This window comes from Rhodococcus sp. 008, from assembly GCF_001682295.1.
GTDB lineage: Bacteria > Actinomycetota > Actinomycetes > Mycobacteriales > Mycobacteriaceae > Rhodococcus_F > Rhodococcus_F qingshengii.
In genome coordinates this window covers 1175329-1196092 of sequence record NZ_CP012749.1, presented here as the reverse complement: position 1 = coordinate 1196092, position 20764 = coordinate 1175329, and the positions used below count along the sequence as shown (strand labels likewise).

The 20764-nt window shown below is 61.8% G+C and carries 21 protein-coding genes; 15 read left to right on the top strand and 6 right to left on the bottom strand.

The genetic code is table 11. The annotated features are described in order from the left end of the window. The first annotated feature begins 138 nt into the window (after window positions 1-138). The 4 genes from AOT96_RS05620 to AOT96_RS05605 all read left to right on the top strand — a co-directional run bounded on the left by AOT96_RS05620 (window position 139) and on the right by AOT96_RS05605 (window position 4272). Window positions 139-1533: a serine hydrolase domain-containing protein gene (locus AOT96_RS05620; RefSeq protein ID WP_230587599.1), complete on the top strand. Its 1395-nt coding sequence runs from the start codon at window positions 139-141 to the stop codon at window positions 1531-1533. Window positions 1534-1630: 97 nt separating this feature from the next. Further along, the gene (locus AOT96_RS05615; RefSeq protein ID WP_007732718.1) at window positions 1631-2710 is read left to right on the top strand and encodes a dipeptidase; all 1080 of its coding nucleotides are present in this window, start codon (window positions 1631-1633) and stop codon (window positions 2708-2710) included. Between the two features lie 32 nt (window positions 2711-2742). Continuing rightward, entirely contained in the window at window positions 2743-3678 is a 936-nt protein-coding gene (locus AOT96_RS05610; protein WP_065351420.1) for an alpha/beta fold hydrolase, read from the top strand. A 117-nt stretch (window positions 3679-3795) separates the two neighbouring features. Next, window positions 3796-4272 (top strand): ClbS/DfsB family four-helix bundle protein, encoded by a 477-nt coding sequence (locus AOT96_RS05605; protein ID WP_230691709.1) that lies wholly within the window; start codon window positions 3796-3798, stop codon window positions 4270-4272. On the opposite strand, the gene AOT96_RS05600 is transcribed toward AOT96_RS05605, so the two are convergent. Then, window positions 4263-4841, bottom strand: coding sequence for a GNAT family N-acetyltransferase (locus AOT96_RS05600; RefSeq protein ID WP_065351419.1), 579 nt, complete (start codon window positions 4839-4841; stop codon window positions 4263-4265). The genes AOT96_RS05605 and AOT96_RS05600 overlap by 10 nt on opposite strands. 214 nt (window positions 4842-5055) lie before the next feature. On the opposite strand from AOT96_RS05600, the gene AOT96_RS05595 reads away from it, so the two are divergent. Next, window positions 5056-5850, top strand: coding sequence for an SDR family NAD(P)-dependent oxidoreductase (locus AOT96_RS05595; protein WP_047270700.1), 795 nt, complete (start codon window positions 5056-5058; stop codon window positions 5848-5850). Between the two features lies 1 nt (window position 5851). On the opposite strand, the gene AOT96_RS05590 is transcribed toward AOT96_RS05595, so the two are convergent. From AOT96_RS05590 to AOT96_RS05575, 4 genes are read right to left on the bottom strand one after another with little or no spacing between them, the layout of a single operon-like run. Then, window positions 5852-6310 carry a nuclear transport factor 2 family protein gene (locus AOT96_RS05590; RefSeq protein WP_047270701.1) on the bottom strand — a complete coding sequence of 153 codons (459 nt, stop codon included), beginning with the start codon at window positions 6308-6310 and terminating at the stop codon, window positions 5852-5854. Between the two features lie 51 nt (window positions 6311-6361). After that, a complete protein-coding gene (locus AOT96_RS05585) occupies window positions 6362-7150 on the bottom strand; it encodes an SDR family NAD(P)-dependent oxidoreductase (RefSeq protein ID WP_020909164.1) in 789 nt (262 codons plus the stop codon). A gap of 30 nt (window positions 7151-7180) precedes the next feature. Then, entirely contained in the window at window positions 7181-7477 is a 297-nt protein-coding gene (locus AOT96_RS05580; RefSeq protein WP_065351418.1) for a hypothetical protein, read from the bottom strand. Continuing rightward, window positions 7455-8618, bottom strand: a complete 1164-nt coding sequence (locus AOT96_RS05575; protein WP_003940257.1) for a Rieske 2Fe-2S domain-containing protein — start codon at window positions 8616-8618, stop codon at window positions 7455-7457. Before AOT96_RS05575 ends, AOT96_RS05580 begins: the two co-directional genes overlap by 23 nt. A gap of 237 nt (window positions 8619-8855) precedes the next feature. Between AOT96_RS05575 and hsaA the strand changes: the two genes are divergently transcribed. From hsaA to AOT96_RS05540, 7 genes are all read left to right on the top strand, one after another. After that, window positions 8856-10022, top strand: a complete 1167-nt coding sequence (hsaA, locus tag AOT96_RS05570) for a 3-hydroxy-9,10-secoandrosta-1,3,5(10)-triene-9,17-dione monooxygenase oxygenase subunit (protein ID WP_042448427.1) — start codon at window positions 8856-8858, stop codon at window positions 10020-10022. Window positions 10023-10060: 38 nt separating this feature from the next. After that, the gene (locus AOT96_RS05565) at window positions 10061-11353 is read left to right on the top strand and encodes a glutamine synthetase family protein (protein WP_047270706.1); all 1293 of its coding nucleotides are present in this window, start codon (window positions 10061-10063) and stop codon (window positions 11351-11353) included. Window positions 11354-11418: 65 nt separating this feature from the next. After that, on the top strand, window positions 11419-11778 hold the full coding sequence (locus AOT96_RS05560) for an ArsR/SmtB family transcription factor (RefSeq protein ID WP_007732695.1): 360 nt from the start codon (window positions 11419-11421) through the stop codon (window positions 11776-11778). Further along, window positions 11771-12232: an SRPBCC family protein gene (locus AOT96_RS05555; protein ID WP_050656857.1), complete on the top strand. Its 462-nt coding sequence runs from the start codon at window positions 11771-11773 to the stop codon at window positions 12230-12232. Before AOT96_RS05560 ends, AOT96_RS05555 begins: the two co-directional genes overlap by 8 nt. Before the next feature lie 80 nt (window positions 12233-12312). After that, complete coding sequence (locus tag AOT96_RS05550; RefSeq protein ID WP_065351417.1) at window positions 12313-13194, top strand: SMP-30/gluconolactonase/LRE family protein; 882 nt, start codon at window positions 12313-12315, stop codon at window positions 13192-13194. A gap of 1 nt (window position 13195) precedes the next feature. Continuing rightward, window positions 13196-14212: a TIGR03617 family F420-dependent LLM class oxidoreductase gene (locus AOT96_RS05545; protein ID WP_065351416.1), complete on the top strand. Its 1017-nt coding sequence runs from the start codon at window positions 13196-13198 to the stop codon at window positions 14210-14212. A gap of 30 nt (window positions 14213-14242) precedes the next feature. Continuing rightward, window positions 14243-14794 carry a pyridoxamine 5'-phosphate oxidase family protein gene (locus AOT96_RS05540; protein WP_065351415.1) on the top strand — a complete coding sequence of 184 codons (552 nt, stop codon included), beginning with the start codon at window positions 14243-14245 and terminating at the stop codon, window positions 14792-14794. A gap of 79 nt (window positions 14795-14873) precedes the next feature. Here the strand turns inward: AOT96_RS05540 and AOT96_RS05535 are convergent, their stop codons facing one another. Continuing rightward, a complete protein-coding gene (locus AOT96_RS05535; protein ID WP_037128865.1) occupies window positions 14874-16406 on the bottom strand; it encodes an FAD-dependent oxidoreductase in 1533 nt (510 codons plus the stop codon). Between the two features lie 153 nt (window positions 16407-16559). On the opposite strand from AOT96_RS05535, the gene AOT96_RS05530 reads away from it, so the two are divergent. The 3 genes from AOT96_RS05530 (at window position 16560) to AOT96_RS05520 (ending at window position 20757) form a co-directional block, all read left to right on the top strand. Next, window positions 16560-17186, top strand: coding sequence for a TetR family transcriptional regulator (locus AOT96_RS05530; RefSeq protein ID WP_030536987.1), 627 nt, complete (start codon window positions 16560-16562; stop codon window positions 17184-17186). Between the two features lie 192 nt (window positions 17187-17378). Next, window positions 17379-18542: a steroid 3-ketoacyl-CoA thiolase gene (locus AOT96_RS05525; RefSeq protein WP_007732681.1), complete on the top strand. Its 1164-nt coding sequence runs from the start codon at window positions 17379-17381 to the stop codon at window positions 18540-18542. Between the two features lie 34 nt (window positions 18543-18576). Beyond that, window positions 18577-20757: an acyl-CoA dehydrogenase gene (locus AOT96_RS05520; RefSeq protein WP_007732680.1), complete on the top strand. Its 2181-nt coding sequence runs from the start codon at window positions 18577-18579 to the stop codon at window positions 20755-20757. Window positions 20758-20764: the final 7 nt, after the last annotated feature.

Genomic DNA, 20764 nt, shown 5'->3' with positions numbered 1-20764 from the left:
GACGTGACTGCGAGCACACTGAGATCATGGGTGGACGGTTATTGCTTCCGCAACCTCACTTCCCGACGAGTGAGACCTGAGCGGATCCCAGCAACGCCGTCTACGCCGCTCGCTTCCATGATCGAAGGAGTTCGACCTGTGACCGACTTGCCCAAGGACCTACTTGTCGCCCCGAAGTGGCAGGAACGCCTCGACGAACTGGCAGCCAAGCATTCGGTACCGGGCGCGCAGGTCGGTGTGATCGCGCTGGGCGAAGACGGCGCGGCGGACATCCGTGTCATCACCACCGGAGTGACGAGCCTGAACACGCGCGTCGACGTCGACGCAGACACCCTGTTCCAGTACGGATCCGCGAGCAAGATCTGGACGACGACGCTGATCATGCAGCTCGTCGACGAGGGCAAGCTGACGCTGGACACCCTGGTGGTGGAGGTGCTTCCGGAGTTCACGATCGCGGATCCTTCCAACACGAAGGAAATCACGATCCGCCAGTTGCTCACGCACACAAGCGGTATCGACGGAGACCTGTTCAACGACACCGGTGACGGTGACGACTGCGTCGAGAAGTACGTCGACGAACTCGCGACCGCGATCAGCGTCACCGAGCCCGGCGGGCATCTGAGTTACAGCAACGCGGGTTTTGCCGTTGCCGGCCGCATCGTCGAGGTCCTTCGTGAGATGACGTGGGACGAGGCGTTGGTCGAATATCTCTGGAAGCCACTCGGATTGACGCACATCATCACCAAGGCCAAGGACGCGCCGCTGTTCCGCACGGCCGTCGGCCACGTGGCCAACCCGGATCGGACGTCGCCGGACAAGGTGATTCCGACCAAGCAGTGGCTGCTTCCGCGCGGTATCGGTCCGGCCGGGATCATCACCGGATCGGTCAGCTCGCTCCTGACCTTCGGTGCTGCACACATGCGTGACGGACTCGCATTGACGGGTGAACGCATTCTGTCCGAAGAATCCGCGCGCCTGATGCGCACTCCGCAATTCGACCTGACCGCGGTCTCGAGCGTCGATCAGGCCTGGGGCCTCGGCTGGATCCTGTCCGACTGGGGCGGCGTGACGTCCGCGCAGCACGGTGGTGCGACGATCGGCCAGATCACTCGTTTTCACACCTTCCCCGAGCTCGGTCTCGCCATGGCCGTGGTGACCAACTCGCGTGGCGGCGGCGCCCTGGCCCACGACATCGAGAAGGAGATCGCCCAGGAGCTCGATCTCGTTCTGCCGGAACCGAAGTCCGAGCCGAATGCGGAAGACATCGACCTGTCGCACATTCTCGGAACCTATGAATCGACAACCGTGCGAATCGAACTCACGCGCGGCGAGGACGGCGGATTCCAGGTGCAGAACTTCGCCAAGGTCGAGATCGACGGCGAGCCGCCGGCTCCGCCCACCAAGGTCGTGCCTCTGTCCGCCTCCCGGTTCTCGATCAGTAACGAGAGCGCTTCGGGTGAGATGGCTCATCTCACGATCGATGGCGAGCAATATCTCTACATGACAAGGCTTTTCAAGAAGATTTCCGACTAGTCGCGGCGAGATGATTCTCTCCGCTGAATGAAATCTCGGGCAGGTCGAAGGCGATGAGGGCCCTCGACCTGCCCGCACTACTTTTCGAGGAAAACTCATGATGAAACCTCTCGCTCCTTTTCCGGACGTGAATCACCCCGCGGCACTGGATGCTTACGGCCTTGCGCCGGTCATCGACGGTCACAACGATCTGGCCTGGACGGCTCGCGAAACTGCCGCATACTCGGTGGAGAATCTCGAGAAGGATTCCATCTTCCAAACCGACATCGACAAACTCGGTCGCGGCGGCGTCGGTGCGCAGTTCTGGTCGGTTTACACCCCGTGTGACCGGACGGAGCCAGAGGCGGTTCAGTACACACTCGAACAGATCGACTACGTGTACCGGATGATCGAGCGATATCCGGATACTTTCGAATTCGCGCGTACAGGTGACGACGTGCGTCGCATCTGGAGCGAGGGCAAGGTCGCGTCCTTGTTGGGCGCGGAGGGCGGTCACAGCATCGGCAGCTCGCTCGGTGTCCTGAGAATGATGGCGCGCCTTGGTCTTCGGTACATGACGCTGACGCACAACGACAACACCGGGTGGGCGGACTCCGCGACGGACACTCGAGTACACGGCGGGCTGACCGACTTCGGTCGCGAGATCGTGCGCGAAATGAATCGGCTCGGCGTACTCGTCGACCTGTCGCACGTCTCGGTGGAAACGATGAGAGATGCCATCGAGACGTCTTCGGCGCCGGTGATTTTCAGCCATTCGTCGTGCTCTCAGCTGTGCGGTCACCCCCGTAATGTTCCCGACGACGTCATGCGACTGCTCGCGGACAACGGCGGGGTCATCATGATCGCCTTTGTACCCATGTTCCTTTCTGCCGAGTACAACGAGTGGTTCAAAGGCGGGCGAGTCGGCCCACGACCGGCGATGACAGTGGACCATCTCGCCGACCACGTCGAGCATGCCCGAGACGTCGCGGGCATCGACCACATCGGTTTGGGCAGTGACTACGATGGGTTCGACGACTTTCCGGACGGTATGCAGGACGTATCCGGTTTCGCGGTGTTGATAGACCGTCTGGCGGAACGCGGTTGGTCCGCGGAGGACTTGGCAAAGCTGATGGGCAACAACGTGTTGCGTGTGCTCGACGAGACCAGTGCGGCCTCGATGTCGAGCCTTTCCTAGCCGTATCGACGCCCGAGAAGATGAGGATGAGAATGAAGAAGATTCGTACCGTTGCACTGAAGCTGGTTGCTTCGGTGTCCGTAGTTCTGGTTGTGCTGGTATCGATAGCGCTCGTATTCAATGTCGGCTCCAGCAAAGCGAGCGTTCCGGCCGGGGAGACGGGCAACCAGTTCGTGTCCGTCGACGGAAAGAACATGAGCTACTCGATCCGCGGCAACGGCGATCAGACCATAGTGCTGTTACCCGGGTTCGGAACGTCCGCACCGATTCTCGACTTCACACCGCTTGTCAACGAGCTCGCACCTGACTACCGCGTCGTCACGATCGAGCCCTTCGGTTACGGCTACAGTGATGGAACGGACAAGGACCGCACGACTTCGAACATCGTCGAAGAGATTCATACGGCAGTACAGTCGCTGGGAATTGACGAATACATCCTCATGGGGCACTCGATCACTGGTCTCTATGCGCTGGACTACACCGCGAAGTACCGTGACGAGGTCACCGCATTCGTGGGTATCGACAGCAGTGTTCCAGGGCAGCCGAACATGGATACCAAATTCCCGATCGACGCACTCCGAGTTGGAAGGCAATTGGGCTTGGCGGAATTGCTGTCCAAGGTCGTCGGTGGTGAAGCCTCGGACGAGTACCTCGATCCCGCCGCAAAGGACGAGATGCGACAGTTGACTGCGAAGAACAACTTCAGCGATACCTATCTCAACGAGATGGATCATCTTTCGAGTAACTTTGCTGAAGCAATCGGCAAGACGTTCCCAGCCGATCTTCCGATTCTGTTGTTCGCCGTGAACAATTCAGAAGTTCAGGGCTGGACAGAGCTGCACGAGGGGCAGGCAGCCTCCGTCGATCACGGAGAGGTGATCTTGCTGGACGGAGACCACTACCTGCACCACACCAGGTCGAAGGAAATCGCCGAGAACCTCGGAAGGTTCTTGGGTGAGCTGAACTGAATCCGGAAGGACGTTAAAGTTGGAGGCGGGGCCATCGAGTCGAGATGGTCCCGCTTCTTTCTTCTCCACTGATCGTTCGGAGGCATTGTGGCGCAGACCTGGTCACGCGAAGAACTAGTGAGCGAGCTGGACTCGGCGTATTCGAAACTCGAAGCGTTACTCGACGGCGTCGCCGAGGCCGATGCGTTCGACGCCGTTGCCGTCGATGCGTGGACGGTGCACGACGTACTCGCTGTGCGTGTCTGGTGGGCAGAGGCCGTCGCAGAGTGGATAGGTGCCGGGCTGCGAGACGAGGCTCCGCAGACGCCGGCGGCGGGTTACAAGTGGACGCAAACACCCGCACTGAACCAGTCGGTTGTCGACGCGAGCATCGACATTCCGGCTCAGGAGCTTCGTGACCGCTTGGGAGCTGCTGTTGCGATGTTGCGCAACTACATCGAGACCCTTGACGATGATCAACTGCTGTCGGTCGGGGTTTTCTCGTGGACCCGGACGTGGCCGGTCTCGAGGTGGATCGCCGTCAACACGATCACCCAATACGCGTCGTTGTCGAAAATGATTCGGCGAGTGCTGAAGTCGAACAATCAGCTCTGAAGTCGATGCATCCGCCATACGTCCGGTCCGTCGGGGAGCGAGGTCTGGCCGACGATCGTGAAACCGAACCGTTGGTACAGCGGTAGATTTCGTTCGGTCGACGTATCGAGCCAGCAATTCTGTTCGGTTCGATCCAGTTCCGCCAAAGCATGTTTCAGTAGCGCAGAACCCAATCCGGTTCCGCGTGAGCGCGGCGTCGTACCGATCGTTGCCAACGACCACGCGTTGTCGGGGACGGGAAGCGCAGACAGTTGTTCGTCAGCCTGAAGAACGCGCTCGAACCGATCTCCGTGCAGTTCGACGATCTTCTCGACGGTCGCTTCATCAGGCTCTGGAGCGTCCGGCGGCAGGACTGCGATGACGCCGTTGCCGGAATCGTCTATGTAGGAACGCCCGAACGGTAGTGCCAGGTGTTCGAGGTAGATCCGTTGCAGAGTCGCGACGCGTTCCACGTGGGAGTCTTCGGCGACGCACCAGTTCGTCCAGGGGTAGTCGGCAAACGCCTCGCCGAGAACCTCGGCGGCACGGTCGAGGTCGTCGATGGACAGCGGTCGAACAGAATTCTGCATAGTGCCACTTCAGCACAGTGAGGTCTTCCGTCGCCACTCGATTTCGGCGGTGTAGCAGGTGCGCGGGCCGTGGTCACGTACTTGTGAGTTCATTCAAGAAAGTTGGACGAGGCTGTCGATCCTGCGTTGACTGGTAGTGATCGGGCAATCGCCGAGCTGTCAACTCCGGGCACGTGAGATCCGGGTATGGCGATTCTCCGCGAAAGGAACAGATATGAACAGGCTCGAAGGCAAGAATGTAGTGATCACAGGCGCCGCCAGTGGAATCGGGCGTGCAGCAGCACAACTCATGGCGGCAGAGGGCGCCAAGGTGTTGGTCGCCGACCTCGATCCTGCGCGTGCAGAGGAATCGGCGGTGGCGATTCGCGAGACGGGTGGCAATGCAGTGGGTTTCGGTGTCGATGTCATGAACGAGGACTCTCTGGCAGCGATGATCGAAAAGGCGGTCACCGAATTCGGCGGCATCAACGTCCTGTGTAATCACGTGGGCGGTAGTAACCCGCGCAAGGATCTCGACCTGCTCCGGATGGACTTGGACGAGTGGGATCGCGTGATGTCGCTCAACGTCCGCAGCACTGTCGTCGCTTCACGACTTGCCATTCCGCACATGAACAGTGCCGGTGGAGGATCGATCGTCAACACGGCCTCGGTAGGTGGATTGATCGGGGATTCCCTGCAGTCTGCCTACGGATCCGCCAAAGCGGCAGTCATTCGTCTGACGCAGTACATCGCAGTCCAGTACGGAGCAAACGGTGTTCGGTGCAATGCCGTAGCGCCGGGCGCGATCATGACACCCGCTCTCGTGGACAACATCCCCGCTGATGTCATCGACGGCATGAAGCAGGCAAACGCCCTGCCTTACCTCGGCGAACCCGAAGACATCGCGCATGCCATGGTCTACCTGGCTTCGGACGAATCTCGCTACATGACGGGGCAGACCCTGGTGGTCGACGGCGGACTCACCAGCAAGAGTCCGCTCGCGACCGGCCGTTCGTCGATGTTGAGCTGAATCAGCTCCGCCAACCGCTGGGGCCGGCGCCCAGAACCTCGATGGATCCCTGACTGGCGTGTGAATGCTTGGTGCGGTGCGTCATTCGCCACTTTCCGTCGATCCGCGCCCATGAGTCGTGGTAGTCGCCGAGGGTGAAGAAGTTCAGGTGAGCCTTGCTCCCGGTGCCCACATGCATGTCGCTGACATAGGAGCGGCTGGTGGCGAGATCGCCGACCACCTCGACCAGCACGTTACCGATCAGATGTTGGGTGGGACCGCACTCGTCGAGGAACGAGCGGATGGACGCCACTACCTCGGCGGGTCCGCACAGAGTTCCGGTGCCCAATTCTGCCGTAGCGTCCGGCGTCATGATCCGGTGGAGTTCATCCCACTCTCGCGCATCCATGGCTCGGGCGAACTCGAAGATGGAGCGGGTGATCTCGCGTTCGTCGAGAAGAGTGGTGATGTCGATGCTCATGCTGTGCGCCTTTCTTAACGTCGGGGGGTTAATAAAGGCGCACAGCAGATGTCAGCGGTTGAGCAGCTTGCGCATCGCTTCGGCAGCGCCCTTGACCATCTTGTCTCGGGGGAAGCCACTGCGCTTCTTGGCGCCTTCGTAGTTTCCTGCAGCCACCCAGATCGGGCCGTCGGCAAGGTGTTCGAGACCTTCACGTGCAACATCTTCGGGCTCTGCGACGTTCATGCCCGGGATGTCGAAGTTCAGTCCCGCGCGAATCATAGCGGGTGTGCGAGTGACACCGAGAATGAACTCGACGACGTGAACGCCGTACGGCTGGAGTTCGAGCCACAGGCTTTCGGCGAAGATGCGCCCGAATGCCTTGGACGCCGCGTAGATGCTCTGGTGCTCGGAGCCCATGAATCCGGCCAGCGAACCGAGCAGCATGATGCCGCCGCGTCCGCGATCCTTCATCAATCCGCCGAAGTGGTGCGAGAGTTCGAGCTGCTTGTTGATGTTCAGCTCGATGACTCCGGCAAATCCCGTCAGATCTCCGGTGACGAACTCGTGGCCGTAGCTGTTGGCGCCGGCGTTGAAAATGAGGAGACCAACCTCGACGTCGTCGGTGACAGCCTTGATCTGATCGAGCGCGTCCGGAACGAGCAGATCCAATGCGAGAGTGCGTACTTCGACGCCGTTGGCGCGTGCCTTGGCCGCGGTCTCCTCGAGCGGGCCCGGCTTGCGGGCGATGAGAACGAGGTTGATGCCGATCTTGCTGAGCTCGTCGGCGAACCCTGCGCCGACACCTTCTGAACCGCCGGCGATGACTGCCCACGGGCCGTAGTACTGAGGATCGATCATTACTACCTTCTTCGAAAGATGTTGGCTTGACTAGTGAAACGGAGCGGGTACGGGTTCGCTGTCGTCGACGATCGGCTGAGGCACCGGCTCGTCGTTGAGGATCTCGAGTTCGCCCGCTGTTGCAGCGTTCACGATGGACGCGATCAAGGCGCCGCACTGCTTGCGAGGGGCACCGGGTCGTCCCTCTCGCTGCCCGAATTCACGGTCGTCGGCGATTTCGAGGCACTGGGCGCGGGCCTGGTCACTCCACTGAACGGTGGTGTGTTCCCAACTGTTCTTCTGGACCAGGACCTGAGCCTTGCACTCAGCGCACTGAAGAGGCTGCATCTTCGTCTGCCTTCTTTGCAGCGAGGTTGTCTTCGACTTCCTTCTGCCAGGCTGCGACGGGTCGCGCGGTGTCGAGTTCGAATTCGAAGCGCTCGGTCATCTCGGGAGCGATGTCCGCGACATCGACGTAGAACTGTTCGTACCAGCGACGGAGCTGGTAGACCGGGCCGTCTTCTTCGCACAGGAGCGGGTTCTCGATGCGAGTCTTGTTCTTCCAGATCTCGACGTCCTGCTCGAAGCCCTTGGCGATGAACGTGCCGAAGTTCGCGGCCATCGCGTCGGCGGCTTCACCCTGGAAGCGATCCGACTTCTTGACGATGATGCCGTACTGGAGCACGAACTTGTCAGCGCTGACCGGGTAGTGGCAGTTGATGAGCACAGAGTCGACGTTGTAGTCCTCGTACTCGTAGGTCAGGTCGTCGACCATGAAGGAGGGGCCGAAGTATGTCGCAACCGAGTTGCTGCCGACCATCTTCGGGGTGCCTGCTGCGTGGGGACGCATATCGGAGCGAGCGACGCCGCGCATGTACTGCGTTGCGGCGTGGCCTTCGAAGACGTTCTTGAAGTACGTCGGGAAGGAGTAGTGCACGTAGAAGAAGTGCGCCATGTCGACGATGTTGTCGACGATTTCACGACAGTTGGTGTCGACGGTCGTGGTGTACCAGACCCAGTCGCTCCACTCGTCGCTGAGCGCGCCTTCGATGCGGGGGATAGCCACGTCGTCGGTCGGCGGGTTGCCCTCGGGGTCGTGCCAGACGAAGAGCATGCCGTCCTGGTCGAGGGTTTGCCAGGCGCGCGTCTTGGCCAGCGGGGGGACGCGGCGTGCGTACGGAATCTTCTGGCACTTGCCGTTGCCGCCCCAGCGCCAATCGTGGAACGGACAGGCAATGGCGTCGCCCTTGATGGTGCCCTGGCTCAAGTCGCCACCCATGTGACGGCAGTACGCGTCGAGGATCTTGACGTTGCCTTCACTGTCGGCGAAGACGACCAGTTTGGTGCCGAACGCCTCGATGGAGTGCGGCTGGCCGTCCTTGAAGGACTCCGTGAGTCCAATGCAGTGCCATCCACGCGCAAAGCGTGTAGGCGCGGTTCCAGCTTGGATCTCGCGAACCTCGTCGTTGTCGGACTGAGTGATCGTCACGATGAGTCCCGTCCTTTCCAGGGGCAGTGTCGACGCCCGACGCTAGGGGAGCGTGAATTGCCTCTGGGGTCTCGTCTCACTGGCCGGGACCAGCGGCGAGCGCGAGGATCCGGCGGCTGATCCCGGCCTCCGGGACTTCCGATCACCGGAACGCGTGACCGACATATCGTGACGGGGCAGCCGTTATGTCTATCTGCCGATCCGCTCCCTCACGGTTCGGTGCGAGGAGTGTCTCCCATGGTCAACAAGGTTCTGAGTTCAGTCCGTGATCTGCTTCCGAAGATCGCGGCCCGCGCTCAGAAGGTCGACGATTCGCGCAAGATCTCCGAACGGACCATCCGGGAGCTGTCCGAAGCCGGCGTCTTCTCCATGCTGGCGCCGAAAAGATACGGAGGTGCCGAGAGCGACCCGGTTCAGTTCTACGAAGTGGTCAGGGCCATCTCGGCTGCCTGCGGCTCGACCGGTTGGGTCGCGTCGGTGGTGGGGGTGCACCCGTGGCATCTTGCACTTTTCGACGACCGAGCGCAGGCCGACGTGTGGGGAGAGGATCAGACGACGCTCATTTCGTCCGCCTATGCGCCGGTCGGTCGACTGACGGCGGTGGACGGAGGCTACGAGCTATCGGGCCAGTGGGGTTTCTCCTCCGGTTGCGACCACGCGAGTTGGGCGTTGCTGGGCGCGATGGTGGTCGGCATGGATGGTCGTCCCGTCGATTTCATGACGGTGTTGGTGCCGCGCACCGATTACGAAATCCGTGACGTGTGGGATGTCGTGGGTATGCGGGGCACCGCGAGCAACGAGATCGTGGTCGACAAGGCCTTCGTTCCCGAGCACCGATTGAAGCGCAACTACGAGACCGCACAACTGCGTGGTCCTGGCCAAGCGGTCAATCCTGGCCCGCTGTACAAACTTCCGTTCGGGAGCATCTTCACCTCGACGGTTGCCGCGCCGTGTGTGGGCATCGTCGCCGGTTGTTACGAGGGGTACCTGGACGTGATGCGTGAGCGCGTCCGTCTGAGTTTGGGTGGTGGACGGTTCAGCGAGGATCAGTTCGCTCAGGTCGCCGTCGCACGTGCGTCGTCGGAGATCGATGCTGCGATTCTGCAGATGGATCGCAATATCCGGGAGATGTACGAACTTGCTGTGGCCGGTCAGGAGCTCCCACTCTCGATGAGGCTGCGTGCGCGTCGTGATCAGGTTCGTGCGACGGAACGCTCGGTGGAAGCGATCGACATGCTTTTCAAGACGGCAGGCGGGAACTCCCTCTCTCGCGGAAACCCGATCGAGCGTGCGTGGCGTGACGTTCATGCGGGCAGCGTTCACGTTGCCAACGAACCCGAGCGCGCGTTGGCGCTCTACGGCCGGGCGGCGTTCGGACTGCCGGTGGAGGACAACCTGATCTGACGGGTTGGCGCGTCACCGGGTGGGGTATTTGCCTTTGGATGAGGGAAGTACCGGCTCTGACCATCGGCTCGATCGTCGACATGGCGGGTGTCGCGCGCGCGAAGGTGATGCCGGCCGGCCGAACCGGTGTCTTCGAGAACGCCGGTGCGGGAGTCTCACCGAGCTGGAACGTCTTCTGTAGCGACGATCGGATTGCCTTCACCGATTCCTTTTCCGTCGTGGGTGATCTCCGGTTGCGTATCGACCGCTCCGACCTCCGTGATCTCGGCGGGGGCGTGTCGTGGGCGCCGGCGACGTTGCACGAGCAAGACGGTGCGACGGCTGCCGTGTGTACTCGGTCCGCACTCACTGCCGTCGTGGCGCGGCTTGCCGCCGACGGACTGGAAGCTCGGGTGGGTCACGAGATCGAGTTCACTCTTTTCGGTGATGCGTGCAACGGAGCGTGGTCGGCGTACGGGTTAGGTGCAGTCCTGCGCCGCGAGGACTTCCTCAAGGACCTTCTGCGCAATGCCGAACGCGCACAACTTCATATCGAGCAAGTTCATGCAGAGTACGGACCGGAACAATTCGAGATCTCCGTCGCTCCGGCAACTCCTGTTCAGGCTGCCGACCTGGTGATACTGGCCCGGATCTTGATCAGCCGCACTGCCAGAGCCCATGGATTGGCGGCCTCGTTTTCACCGATACCTACGATCGGAGGTGCAGGGAACGGTGCACACCAGCACTTTTCGTTGAACTCAGGTGGGCGGCCCGTCTTCTCCGGTGGCGGGCAGGAGTACGGGATGACCGACAAAGGATCATCAGCTTTGGGTGGAATCCTCTCTCACCTCACGGAATTCACGGCCGTCTTTGCGTCCTCACCGCTCTCCGGGGTCAGGCTGCGACCGGACAATTGGTCGGGGGCCTACGTCTGTTGGGGGCTCGAGAACCGGGAAGCGGCACTGAGGTTCTGCGCAGAGTCACCGTCGAATCCACACGGCGCCAACGCCGAAGTGAAAATCGTCGATCCATCGGCCAACCCGTATCTGGCGACCGCTGCGATACTTGGCCTTTCGCATATCGGTATCGGCAATGCCTCGCCATTGCCGCCGGAAATTGTGGTGAACCCGTCGACTCTCACGGAGGCGGAACGTGATGAGCGCGGGGTGACCCGAGTCCCCACCGATCTGCGCGAGATAGTGCAGAAGTTCAACTCCTCCTCGGTGGCGAAGGAAATCTTCGGGGAGTCGATCATCGAAGCGATGGTGTCAGTGAAGGGAGTTGAGCGCGAGACTTTCTCCCAGATGGACGAGGCGACAACCGTCGAGCGGCTTCGATATACCTGGAGCTGAAAGGGTTGACGCGCAAGATGTCGAGTCCTATGTTTAAGCTATTCCTTAATTAAGGAGTTGCTTACATGGACGAGCGAAGTGGCCGACTCGATGCAGTGTTCAGCGCATTGGCCGACCCGACGAGGCGCGAAATGCTCTCTCGCCTCACTGATGGTTCGATGACCGTCGGTGAGTTGGCCGAGCCGTTCGAAATGAGTCGACCCGCCATCTCTCAGCATCTGAAGGTGCTCGAGCGAGCCGGTCTCATCGAACGAACCGCCACCGCGCAATGGCGCACGTGCACCCTTCGCGCAGAGGGTCTCGACGACGCCAGCGCCTGGGTCGACGAACACCGGCGAGGCTGGAACGAACGCTTCGACCTCCTCGACGAGCGTCTACGTGAGCTGAAGCAACCTCGACCGAAGAAGGAGAAGGACAATGAGTGACCAGAACGTCGATGCCACTGCAGAATTCACCATCACCCGGATCTTCGATGCGCCGCGCGACCTTGTCTGGCAGGCGTGGACCGACCCCGACGAGGCGGCGCGCTGGTGGCATCCGAAGGGTGTCAGCAGTCCTCGGGAGTACGTCACGATCGACCCCCGGGTTGGCGGAACGTACCGCTACCTGATGATCAACGACGAGAACGGAGCCGAGTACCCCACCGGCGGAACCTATCTCGAGGTCGACGAGCCGAAGAGGCTGGTCTTCACCTGGGGAAATCCGAGTGATCCAGTGGATGCCGCACCTCGGATAACGGTCACGCTCGCAGAACGGGGTGACAAAACCGAAATGACCTTCCACCTGGTAGGAATTCCGGGATTCAAGGGTGACGGGAATGTGTACGACGGATGGGAATCCGCTTTCGACGTGTTGGACGAAGTTCGCGCCGGCGACTAGTCGGGAATCGGACACCGCGACAGCGGTGCCGGTGATTGAATGGGCTGATAGTCCATTCGTCACCGACGCAGGAGAGCCTGATGGCACCAGAAGTTGCGGTAGTTCTCGAGGGATACACCTACTTCGAATGCCCGCGCTGGCACGAGAACCGGATCTGGGTATCGGACTTCTACACCTACCAGGTGATTTCGGCCTGCGAGGACGGGACAGACATACGCGTCGAGGCGGAGGTTCCAGGGCAGCCGTCCGGGCTGGGGTGGCTTCCGGACGGCAGATTACTGGTCGTCTCCATGCGGGACCAGAAGATTCTGCGGCGAGAATCCGATGGCGAGTTGGTGGTGCACGCAGACTTGTCCGGGTACGTCAGTGCCAACGTCAACGACATGCTGGTCGACGCACAGGGACGAGCGTACGTGGGCAACTTCGGGTTCGATCTGATGAACCTGGCCCCCGTCGAGACGGCAGATCTCCTCCGCGTCGACCCGGACGGATCGGTGCACGTCGTCGCGCGAGATCTCCACTTCCCCAACGGAATGGCTCTGACGTCGACCGGAGATCTGCTCGTGGACGAAACGCTGGGAAATCGAATCAGTGCGTTTGCCGTCCAGGCCGACGGCTCTCTGGGTGAACGCCGCGACTGGGCGTCGTTCGGGCCGGTGCCTGGTGGACCCGAGATGGAGACCACCCTCGCTCAGATCGTCGTTGCGGCGGACGGGTGTTGTATCGACGGAGACGATTCGATGTGGGTGGCCGATGCCCTCGGAAGCCGTGTTCTTCATGTGGGCGCCAGCGGGGAGATAGTCGACGAAATTGCCTTCGGCAGCGGTGTCTTCGCTTGCGGACTCGGCGGTTCCGACGGTCGTACCCTGTTCGTTTGTGCCGCCCCGGATTTCAATGAACACGCTCGCAAGGTGGCTACCGAAGGAAAGCTGCTGTCGATTCGCCTGGAGCCTTTGAGCTGATATGGAATTGGTGACCTCGCTACCTGCCGACACTCCGCTGCGGCAGGTAGCTCAGCACGTCCGACGCATCGAGAACCTTGGTTTCGACACGGTGCACATCTCCGAAACCATTCGTGATCCGTTTGCGGTGGCGGCCCTGGCCGTCGAGCACAGCAGTACTCTCACTGTCCGGACGTCGATGGTTGTCGCGTTTGCGCGCAGTCCCATGGTGACGGCTTTGGCTGCCTGGGATCTTGCGGGTTTCTCGGGTGGACGATTTCAACTGGGGCTTGCGACGCAGGTGCGTGGGAACATCGTCGGGCGGTACTCGATGCCGTGGACGGATCCTGTTGCGCAACTGCGTGATTACGTCAGGGCTGTACGCGAGATCTTCCGAGTGTTTCAGGAGGGCGGTGAACTCGACCATGCCGGAACGCACTACACCTTCGACCGGCTGCAGCCCTACTTCAATCCCGGGCCGCTCGATGTTCCGGCTCCGGAGATCTGGACCGGGGGAGTGAACTCGCGCATGTGCTCACTGGCGGGAGCCGTCGCCGACGGTTTTGTTTCTCACCCCACCAGCTCCCATCCGAAGGTGCTCGCGGAGAGGATCATTCCATCGTTGACGGCAGGAGGAAGGAAGCCGCGACTGATTGCCGTTCCGAAGATGATCACCGGCAAAGATCCTGCCGCGATACTTGCTCAACGAGAAGCGGTGCGCAGTGAACTTGCCTTTCTCTACTCCACTCCGGCGTACCGAGTCGCGCTGGAGGTCCTCGGATTGTCCGAGGTCGGGGAAGAACTGACAGTGATGGCGCGGGCAGGTGATTGGGCTCGACTACCTGCCGTCCTCACCGACGATGTTCTCGACAGGCTGGTCACGCAATGCACCTACGCCGAACTCCCCGAGGTGCTGAGTTCGAAATACGCGAGTCTCTGCGACGGCATTGCACTGGCGGTGCCGGCGAATCCCGCCGACGACCGCGTCTTCGCAGCGATGTGTGAGGAGATTCGAGCCGCCGCAGCGTCTGCCCCGTGACGTCCAGTCGGCGCGAACTACACTCTCGACATGGGGCGCGTCTACGAAGGCATCGATGAAAAGCTCACCACGTGGTTGCAGGCTCAACCGCTGTTCGTCGTTGCCACCGCACCGTTGTCTGCTGACGGGTTGGTCAATTGCTCACCCAAAGGGGGAGTCGGATCGTTTGTGGTGCTGACATCCACCCGGGTGGCGTACCTCGACCTCACCGGCAGCGGTGTGGAAACCATCGCGCACGTGCGCGAGAACTCGCGAATAATACTGATGTTCATGGCGTTTGACGGACCACCGAAGATCGTACGACTGCACGGTCACGGACACGTTCTGCTTGCAGGGTCGGAACCGTTCAACGAGCTTGTCGGTAGGTTCCCTGAGCACCCGGGGCTGCGGTCGATCGTCGTGGTCGATCTGACGCGTATTTCGGATTCGTGCGGATACGCAGTACCGCTGATGGACTACCAATCCGATCGTGACGTGCTCGACCGCGTGGCGGAGAAGAGGGGTCCGGAGCGGCTCATCGCCTATCGCGCCGAGAAGAACGCGAAGAGTGTGGACGGGTTGCCCGGTATCGACCTGGAGTGATACAAAATCGCGTCGCCGTGCGAAAGAGTGTGGGGCAGGTGATTCTGACATTGCCTGCCCCACGTCCTCGTTGTGCTGGTTACTTCGCCATGTCCTGGGCTGCTCGGTACGAGAAGACCATGGCCGTGCCGAGCGGAACGCCAGGACCGGGGTAGAAGCGGCCGCTCAGTGACGCGCTCGTATTGCCGGCGGCGTACAGGCCGTCGATGGCGCTGCCGTCGGCACGCAGGACTCGACCGTTGACGTCGGTGACCAATCCGCCCTTGGTGCCGAGGTCACTGAGGACGATGCGGGCCGCGTAGAACGGACCGTTCTCGATCGCCGTCAGTGCCGCATTCGCGCCGCCGTTGGGTGGGCAGAAGAATGCGTCGTACGGGTCTTCGCCGCGATGGAACTCTTCGTCGACTCCCAGCTTTGCGGCATCGTTGAACTTTTCGACAGTGCTGCGCAATGCGTCGGCCGGCAGTCCGGTCTTGGCGGCGAGTTCTTCGAGAGTGTCGGCGGCGACCCAGGTTCCGGCCTCGAGGTGCTTGGCCGGCGCCGTGTTCGGGATGCAGATGGCAGGTAGTCCGCCACCCTCGCGCGAGTCGAAGATCATGAACGACGGCACTGCAGAACCGTTGTCGTCGTGCGCATCCATGGCCCGGCCGAACTGGTCGTACGGGAGAGACTCGTTGAGGTAACGCTCGCCCGCGTTGTCGACGACGAGTCCGCCGCGAACGCCGACCATGAATGCGGCGCTGCCGTCCGGCTGCTCGACGCCGGGGCAGAACCACGCCTGATCGAGCAAAGCGGTTGCGCCACCGACAGCAATTCCGGCGGAGATCGCGTCACCGGTGTTGGCGCCGAAGGGACCCATACTCCAGATCGCTTTGCCGGGGGTGCCGGCCTGCTCACGCATCTCGGCGTTGCCTTCGATGCCGCCCGCTGCCATCAGCACACCGCGGTTCGCCTTGATTCGCTGGGTTTCGCCGCCGGATTCGACCTCGGCGCCGACAACCCGACCGTCTTCCACGATCAGGGAGGTGAGGATGGATTCGGTACGAAGTTCTGCGTTACCGGTGCTCTGGACTGCGGCCAGCAGTCGGCCGATCAGTGCGCGCCCACCGATCATCGGGCCGGGAGCATGATCCTGACCGGTGCGGTCTTGGTCGAGTTCCGGACGCACCTTGCCGGCGAGGTCACCGATGTCGGCGGGATCGAGATCGAGAGGGTTGATGGAGCGTCCCGTGTCCATCCGGCCTTCGGCCTTGTAGTAGTCGGGGAACGCACGGAACTCGAATTCGATGTGCGGGTTCTGCTCGAGTAGTGCGACGACATCGGGAGCGGTCTCGACGTAGGCATCCTGGCGCTCGGACTCGGCGTCGCCGAGCAATGCGCGCAGATAGGTGCGTGCGTTCTCCGTCGAGTCGGGGAGTCCCGCACGTTCCTGTACTTGGGTTCCCGGCAGCCAGATGGATGCGCCCGAGTACGCGGAAGTTCCGCCGAAGCGATCGGTTTTCTCGAGGACGATCGTCGTCAATCCTCGAGCTGCCGCGGTGTATGCGCCGGTCAGCGCGCCGCCGCCGGAGCCGACTACCAACACGTCGCACTCGGTGGTCCAGTCCTGCATCATTGCGTCCTTACTCCAAGAGGGTGGGGTGTCCACGGAATACCGCACGGGGAGAGAAGGCCATGCCAGGTCCCACTGAGCGGGCAATATGCCGAGATGGGTGGTCGAGATGAGAGAATTGGCGAGGTCGTTCGCGACCGGGACACAGAATCGATGATGGGGGCGACGTTGCCGAGAATTGCCGAGGTCAGGGACGCTGCAGAGCCCAGTTCGGACGAGCAGCGGGCGCGCCATGTGCGGATGCTGGAAGCGGCAGCCGAATTGGGGACCGAGAAGGAACTCTCACGGGTACAGATGCACGAGGTCGCCAAGCGGGCGGGCGTGGCCATCGGCACTCTTTATCGCTATTTCCCCTCGAAGACGCACCTCTTCGTCGCTGTGATGGTCGAGCAGATCGACCAGATCGGTGCCAGCTTTGTCAGGCATCAGGTTCAGTCGGACAATCCGCAGGATGCGGTGTACGAGGTATTGGTTCGCGCGACTCGCGGGTTACTGCGTCGGCCGGCTCTCTCGACTGCGATGCTGCAGTCGTCCAGTACCGCCAACGTCGCGACGGTGCCGGACGTGGGAAAGATCGATCGCGGCTTCCGGCAGATCATTCTCGATGCGGCCGGGATCGAGAACCCCACCGAGGAAGACAACACCGGGTTGCGTCTGCTGATGCAGCTGTGGTTCGGGGTCATCCAATCGTGCCTCAACGGTCGAATCTCCATCCCCGATGCGGAGTACGACATCCGCAAGGGTTGCGACCTGCTTCTGGTGAATCTCTCACGGCACTGACGTGACTTCGCCCCTCTCTGGGGTGGGTTCGTCATGTTCGCAATATTGAAATCAATTCTATTTTTGAATCCGCATCAGTTGAGAGTTGATGTCAATCCGGACATTGCCCTGACATCATTAATAGAATAAATTACAGAAAATTAGACGGTGAGCCAGCTCACCGACCGAAAACTCCACGAAGGAGCGAACATCATGGGTCATGCAGTCATCGTCGAGGCCGCTCGGACACCGATCGGCCGTCGTCGCGGCGCCCTGGCGGGACTGCACCCCGCCGAGATTCTGGGAGCAGCGCAGCTCGGCGTTCTCGAACGGGCAGGCGTCGCACCGGAAGACATCGGACAGATCATCGGCGGCTGTGTCACCCAGGCGGGTGAGCAGTCCAACAACGTCACGCGGCAGGCGTGGCTGCACGCCGGATTGCCGTACAGCACCGCGGCAACCACTATCGACTGCGCCTGTGGATCCGCCCAGCAGGCAGTGCATTTGATTTCCGGCCTGATTTCGTCTGGTCAGATCTCGGCCGGTATCGGCTGCGGCGTCGAGGCTATGAGCCGTGTGTTCCTGGGTCAGGCAAACGCACCCGGAACGGGAAACCCGTACCCGGACGACTGGACCATCGACATGGGTGACCAGTTCACCTCCGCGCAGCGAATTGCCGAGAAGCGTGGGATCACGCGCGCCGACGTCGACGCGTTCGGTCTGGAATCGCAGCGCCGCGCAGCTCAGGCTTGGGCAGAAGGACGCTTCGACCGCGAGATCGTGCCCGTCAAGGCTCCCGTGGTGGACAAGGAAGGCGTGCCTACCGGTGAGATCGCCACTGTCACTCGCGACGGGGGACTGCGTGAGACGACGGCAGAAGCGCTGGCTGGGCTCAAGCCGGTCATCGAAGGCCATATCCACACCGCCGGCAACTCGTCGCAGATCAGTGATGGCGCGGCTGCGGTACTGCTGATGAGCGAAGAGCGCGCACAGGAACTGGGATTGAAGCCCCGCGCGCGGATCGTCGCGTCCGGCATGGTCGGATCCGATCCCTTCTATCACCTGGACGGGCCGATCGAGTCCACCCAGATGGTGCTCGACAAGGCCAAAATGACCTTGGACGACATCGATCTCGTCGAAATCAACGAAGCCTTTGCCTCGGTCGTGCTCTCCTGGGCGCAGGTTCACGGCGCAGACCTGTCCAAGGTCAACGTCAACGGTGGTGCGATCGCGCTCGGACATCCCGTCGGTTCCACGGGCGCTCGTCTGATCACCACTGCGCTGCACGAACTCGAGCGCTCGAACAAGTCGACGGCTCTGGTCACGATGTGCGCCGGTGGCGCTCTCTCGACCGCCACCATTATCGAACGCATCTGACCCGTACTGACACTGTCGAATTGACGAGGTAGACATGACTATTGGATTGAGTGAAGAAGATCGTGACCTCCGCGACTCCGTACGGGGCTGGGCGGCGCGTCACGCAACACCCACCGTCGTCCGTGAAGCCGTCGAGGCGAAGGTCGAAACTCGCCCCCAACTCTGGAACGGGCTTGCCGAGCAGGGGCTTCTCGGACTACACGTAGCCGAGGAATTCGGCGGCGCAGGATACGGATTGGTCGAACTCGCCATCGTCGTCGAGGAACTTGGACGCTCGATGGTTCCCGGACCGTTCCTGCCGACGGTAGTGGTCAGCGCTGTTCTCAGTGATGCCGGAGAAACGGACAGACTGCCGACGCTCGTGGATGGCAGCACGCTCGGAGCTGTTGCACTACAGCCGGGTTCGCTGAAGATCACCCGCGACGGCGACAACACCACCCTCAGCGGAACGTCCAGCCTTATTCTCGGCGGCCATGTCGCTGACCTGTTCCTCCTCGCGACGGACAGCGGATTCGTTCTGCTCGGACGTGACCGCCTCGAGGTTACGGACTTGGCCAGCTACGACGTCGTGCGTCGTAACTCCGAGGTCACCGTCGACGGTTTGGTGCTCACCGATTCCGAGATCCTCACCATCGATACCCAGCGTGTACTGGACATTGCCGCAACACTGTTCGCGGCCGAGGCATCAGGCTTGGCCGACTGGGCAGTCACGACGTCGGCCGACTACGCGAAGGTGCGTCAGCAGTTCGGTCGCCCGATCGGCCAGTTCCAGGGTGTCAAGCACAAGGCTGCACGTATGCTCGCGCTTGCCGAGCAGGCACGCGTCTGCGCTTGGGACGCTGCGCGTGCGCTGACTCCCGCCAACGGCGTCGGTGCCGAAGAGGCTTCTCTCGCAGCAGCCGTCGCCGGAGCCACGGCCCTCGAGGCTGGCTTCTCCGTCACGCGTGACTGCATCCAGGTGCTCGGCGGAATCGGCTACACGTGGGAGCACGACGCGCACCTGTACCTGCGCCGCGCGCAGTCCCTGCGAATTCTGCTGGGTTCCACGGCATCCTGGCGTCGTCGCGTTGCCGAGCTGACCATTGCCGGAACCCGTCGCGTGCTCAGCGTCGAGCTGCCGCCCGAGGCCGAGGCGATCCGAGCCGACGTCCGAGCCGAGCTCGCTCCTGCACTCGAACTCGAAGGCGCCGCCCAGAAAACGTATCTCGCGGAAAAGGGCTACACCGCACCGCACTTCACGGCTCCGTGGGGCAAATCCGCCGATGCCGTCAGCCAGCTGGTCATCGCCGAAGAACTGCGCGCTGCGAAGATCAAGCCGCACGACATGATCATCGGCAACTGGGTCATCCCGACGCTCATCGCGCACGGCAACGAAGAGCAGCTCGCCAAGTTCGTCCCGCCGTCACTGCGCGGCGACATCGTCTGGTGTCAGCTCTTCTCCGAGCCCGGCGCAGGTTCCGACCTCGCCGCGCTGAGTACAAAGGCCACCAAGGTCGACGGTGGCTGGAAGTTGCAGGGCCAGAAGGTGTGGACGTCGATGGCACGCGACGCGCACTGGGGAATCTGCCTCGCGCGCACCGACGCCGACGCCCCCAAGCACAAGGGTCTGTCCTACTTCCTGATCGACATCAAGAACAGCGGCCTCGACATTCGCCCGCTTCGCGAGATCACCGGTGAAGCACTGTTCAACGAAGTCTTCTTCGACGACGTCTTCGTTCCCGACGAGTGCCTGGTCGGCGAGCCAGGCGACGGCTGGAAGCTCGCTCGCACCACGCTGGCCAACGAGCGTGTCTCGCTGTCCAACGACTCGTCGCTCGGATCGGGTGGCGAGGCTCTTCTGAGCCTGGTCGACGGACTGCCCGGTGGCATCGACGACGAGCAGCTGACCGTGCTCGGAAAGGTGCTGTGCGACGCGCAATCCGGTGGTCTGCTCGGTCTGCGCACCACGCTGCGCTCGCTCACCGGCGCGCAGCCGGGTGCCGAATCCTCGGTGGCGAAGCTGATCGGTGTCGAGCACATCCAGCAGGTCTGGGACGTGGCAATGGAGTGGGCCGGACCGAGTTCACTTCTGGGCGAACAGCATCGGATGTCTGCAACCCAGATGTTCTTGAACTCGCAGTGCATGTCCATCGCGGGTGGTACAACCAATGTTCAGCTCAACATCATCGGTGAGCGAATCCTGGGTCTGCCTCGCGACCCTGAACCGGGAAAGTGACCTGCAC

What these genes read in the sequence shown, in the direction of transcription:
- AOT96_RS05615 (WP_007732718.1), top strand. Translation starts at nt 1,631, where the DNA reads ATGATGAAACCTCTCGCTCCTTTTCCGGACGTGAATCACCCCGCGGCA.
- AOT96_RS05610 (WP_065351420.1), top strand. Translation starts at nt 2,743, where the DNA reads ATGAAGAAGATTCGTACCGTTGCACTGAAGCTGGTTGCTTCGGTGTCC.
- AOT96_RS05600 (WP_065351419.1), bottom strand. Translation starts at nt 4,841, where the DNA reads ATGCAGAATTCTGTTCGACCGCTGTCCATCGACGACCTCGACCGTGCC.
- AOT96_RS05595 (WP_047270700.1), top strand. Translation starts at nt 5,056, where the DNA reads ATGAACAGGCTCGAAGGCAAGAATGTAGTGATCACAGGCGCCGCCAGT.
- AOT96_RS05590 (WP_047270701.1), bottom strand. Translation starts at nt 6,310, where the DNA reads ATGAGCATCGACATCACCACTCTTCTCGACGAACGCGAGATCACCCGC.
- AOT96_RS05585 (WP_020909164.1), bottom strand. Translation starts at nt 7,150, where the DNA reads ATGATCGATCCTCAGTACTACGGCCCGTGGGCAGTCATCGCCGGCGGT.
- AOT96_RS05580 (WP_065351418.1), bottom strand. Translation starts at nt 7,477, where the DNA reads ATGCAGCCTCTTCAGTGCGCTGAGTGCAAGGCTCAGGTCCTGGTCCAG.
- hsaA (WP_042448427.1), top strand. Translation starts at nt 8,856, where the DNA reads ATGGTCAACAAGGTTCTGAGTTCAGTCCGTGATCTGCTTCCGAAGATC.
- AOT96_RS05565 (WP_047270706.1), top strand. Translation starts at nt 10,061, where the DNA reads ATGAGGGAAGTACCGGCTCTGACCATCGGCTCGATCGTCGACATGGCG.
- AOT96_RS05560 (WP_007732695.1), top strand. Translation starts at nt 11,419, where the DNA reads ATGGACGAGCGAAGTGGCCGACTCGATGCAGTGTTCAGCGCATTGGCC.
- AOT96_RS05555 (WP_050656857.1), top strand. Translation starts at nt 11,771, where the DNA reads ATGAGTGACCAGAACGTCGATGCCACTGCAGAATTCACCATCACCCGG.
- AOT96_RS05550 (WP_065351417.1), top strand. Translation starts at nt 12,313, where the DNA reads ATGGCACCAGAAGTTGCGGTAGTTCTCGAGGGATACACCTACTTCGAA.
- AOT96_RS05545 (WP_065351416.1), top strand. Translation starts at nt 13,196, where the DNA reads ATGGAATTGGTGACCTCGCTACCTGCCGACACTCCGCTGCGGCAGGTA.
- AOT96_RS05540 (WP_065351415.1), top strand. Translation starts at nt 14,243, where the DNA reads ATGGGGCGCGTCTACGAAGGCATCGATGAAAAGCTCACCACGTGGTTG.
- AOT96_RS05535 (WP_037128865.1), bottom strand. Translation starts at nt 16,406, where the DNA reads ATGCAGGACTGGACCACCGAGTGCGACGTGTTGGTAGTCGGCTCCGGC.
- AOT96_RS05530 (WP_030536987.1), top strand. Translation starts at nt 16,560, where the DNA reads ATGATGGGGGCGACGTTGCCGAGAATTGCCGAGGTCAGGGACGCTGCA.
- AOT96_RS05525 (WP_007732681.1), top strand. Translation starts at nt 17,379, where the DNA reads ATGGGTCATGCAGTCATCGTCGAGGCCGCTCGGACACCGATCGGCCGT.
- AOT96_RS05520 (WP_007732680.1), top strand. Translation starts at nt 18,577, where the DNA reads ATGACTATTGGATTGAGTGAAGAAGATCGTGACCTCCGCGACTCCGTA.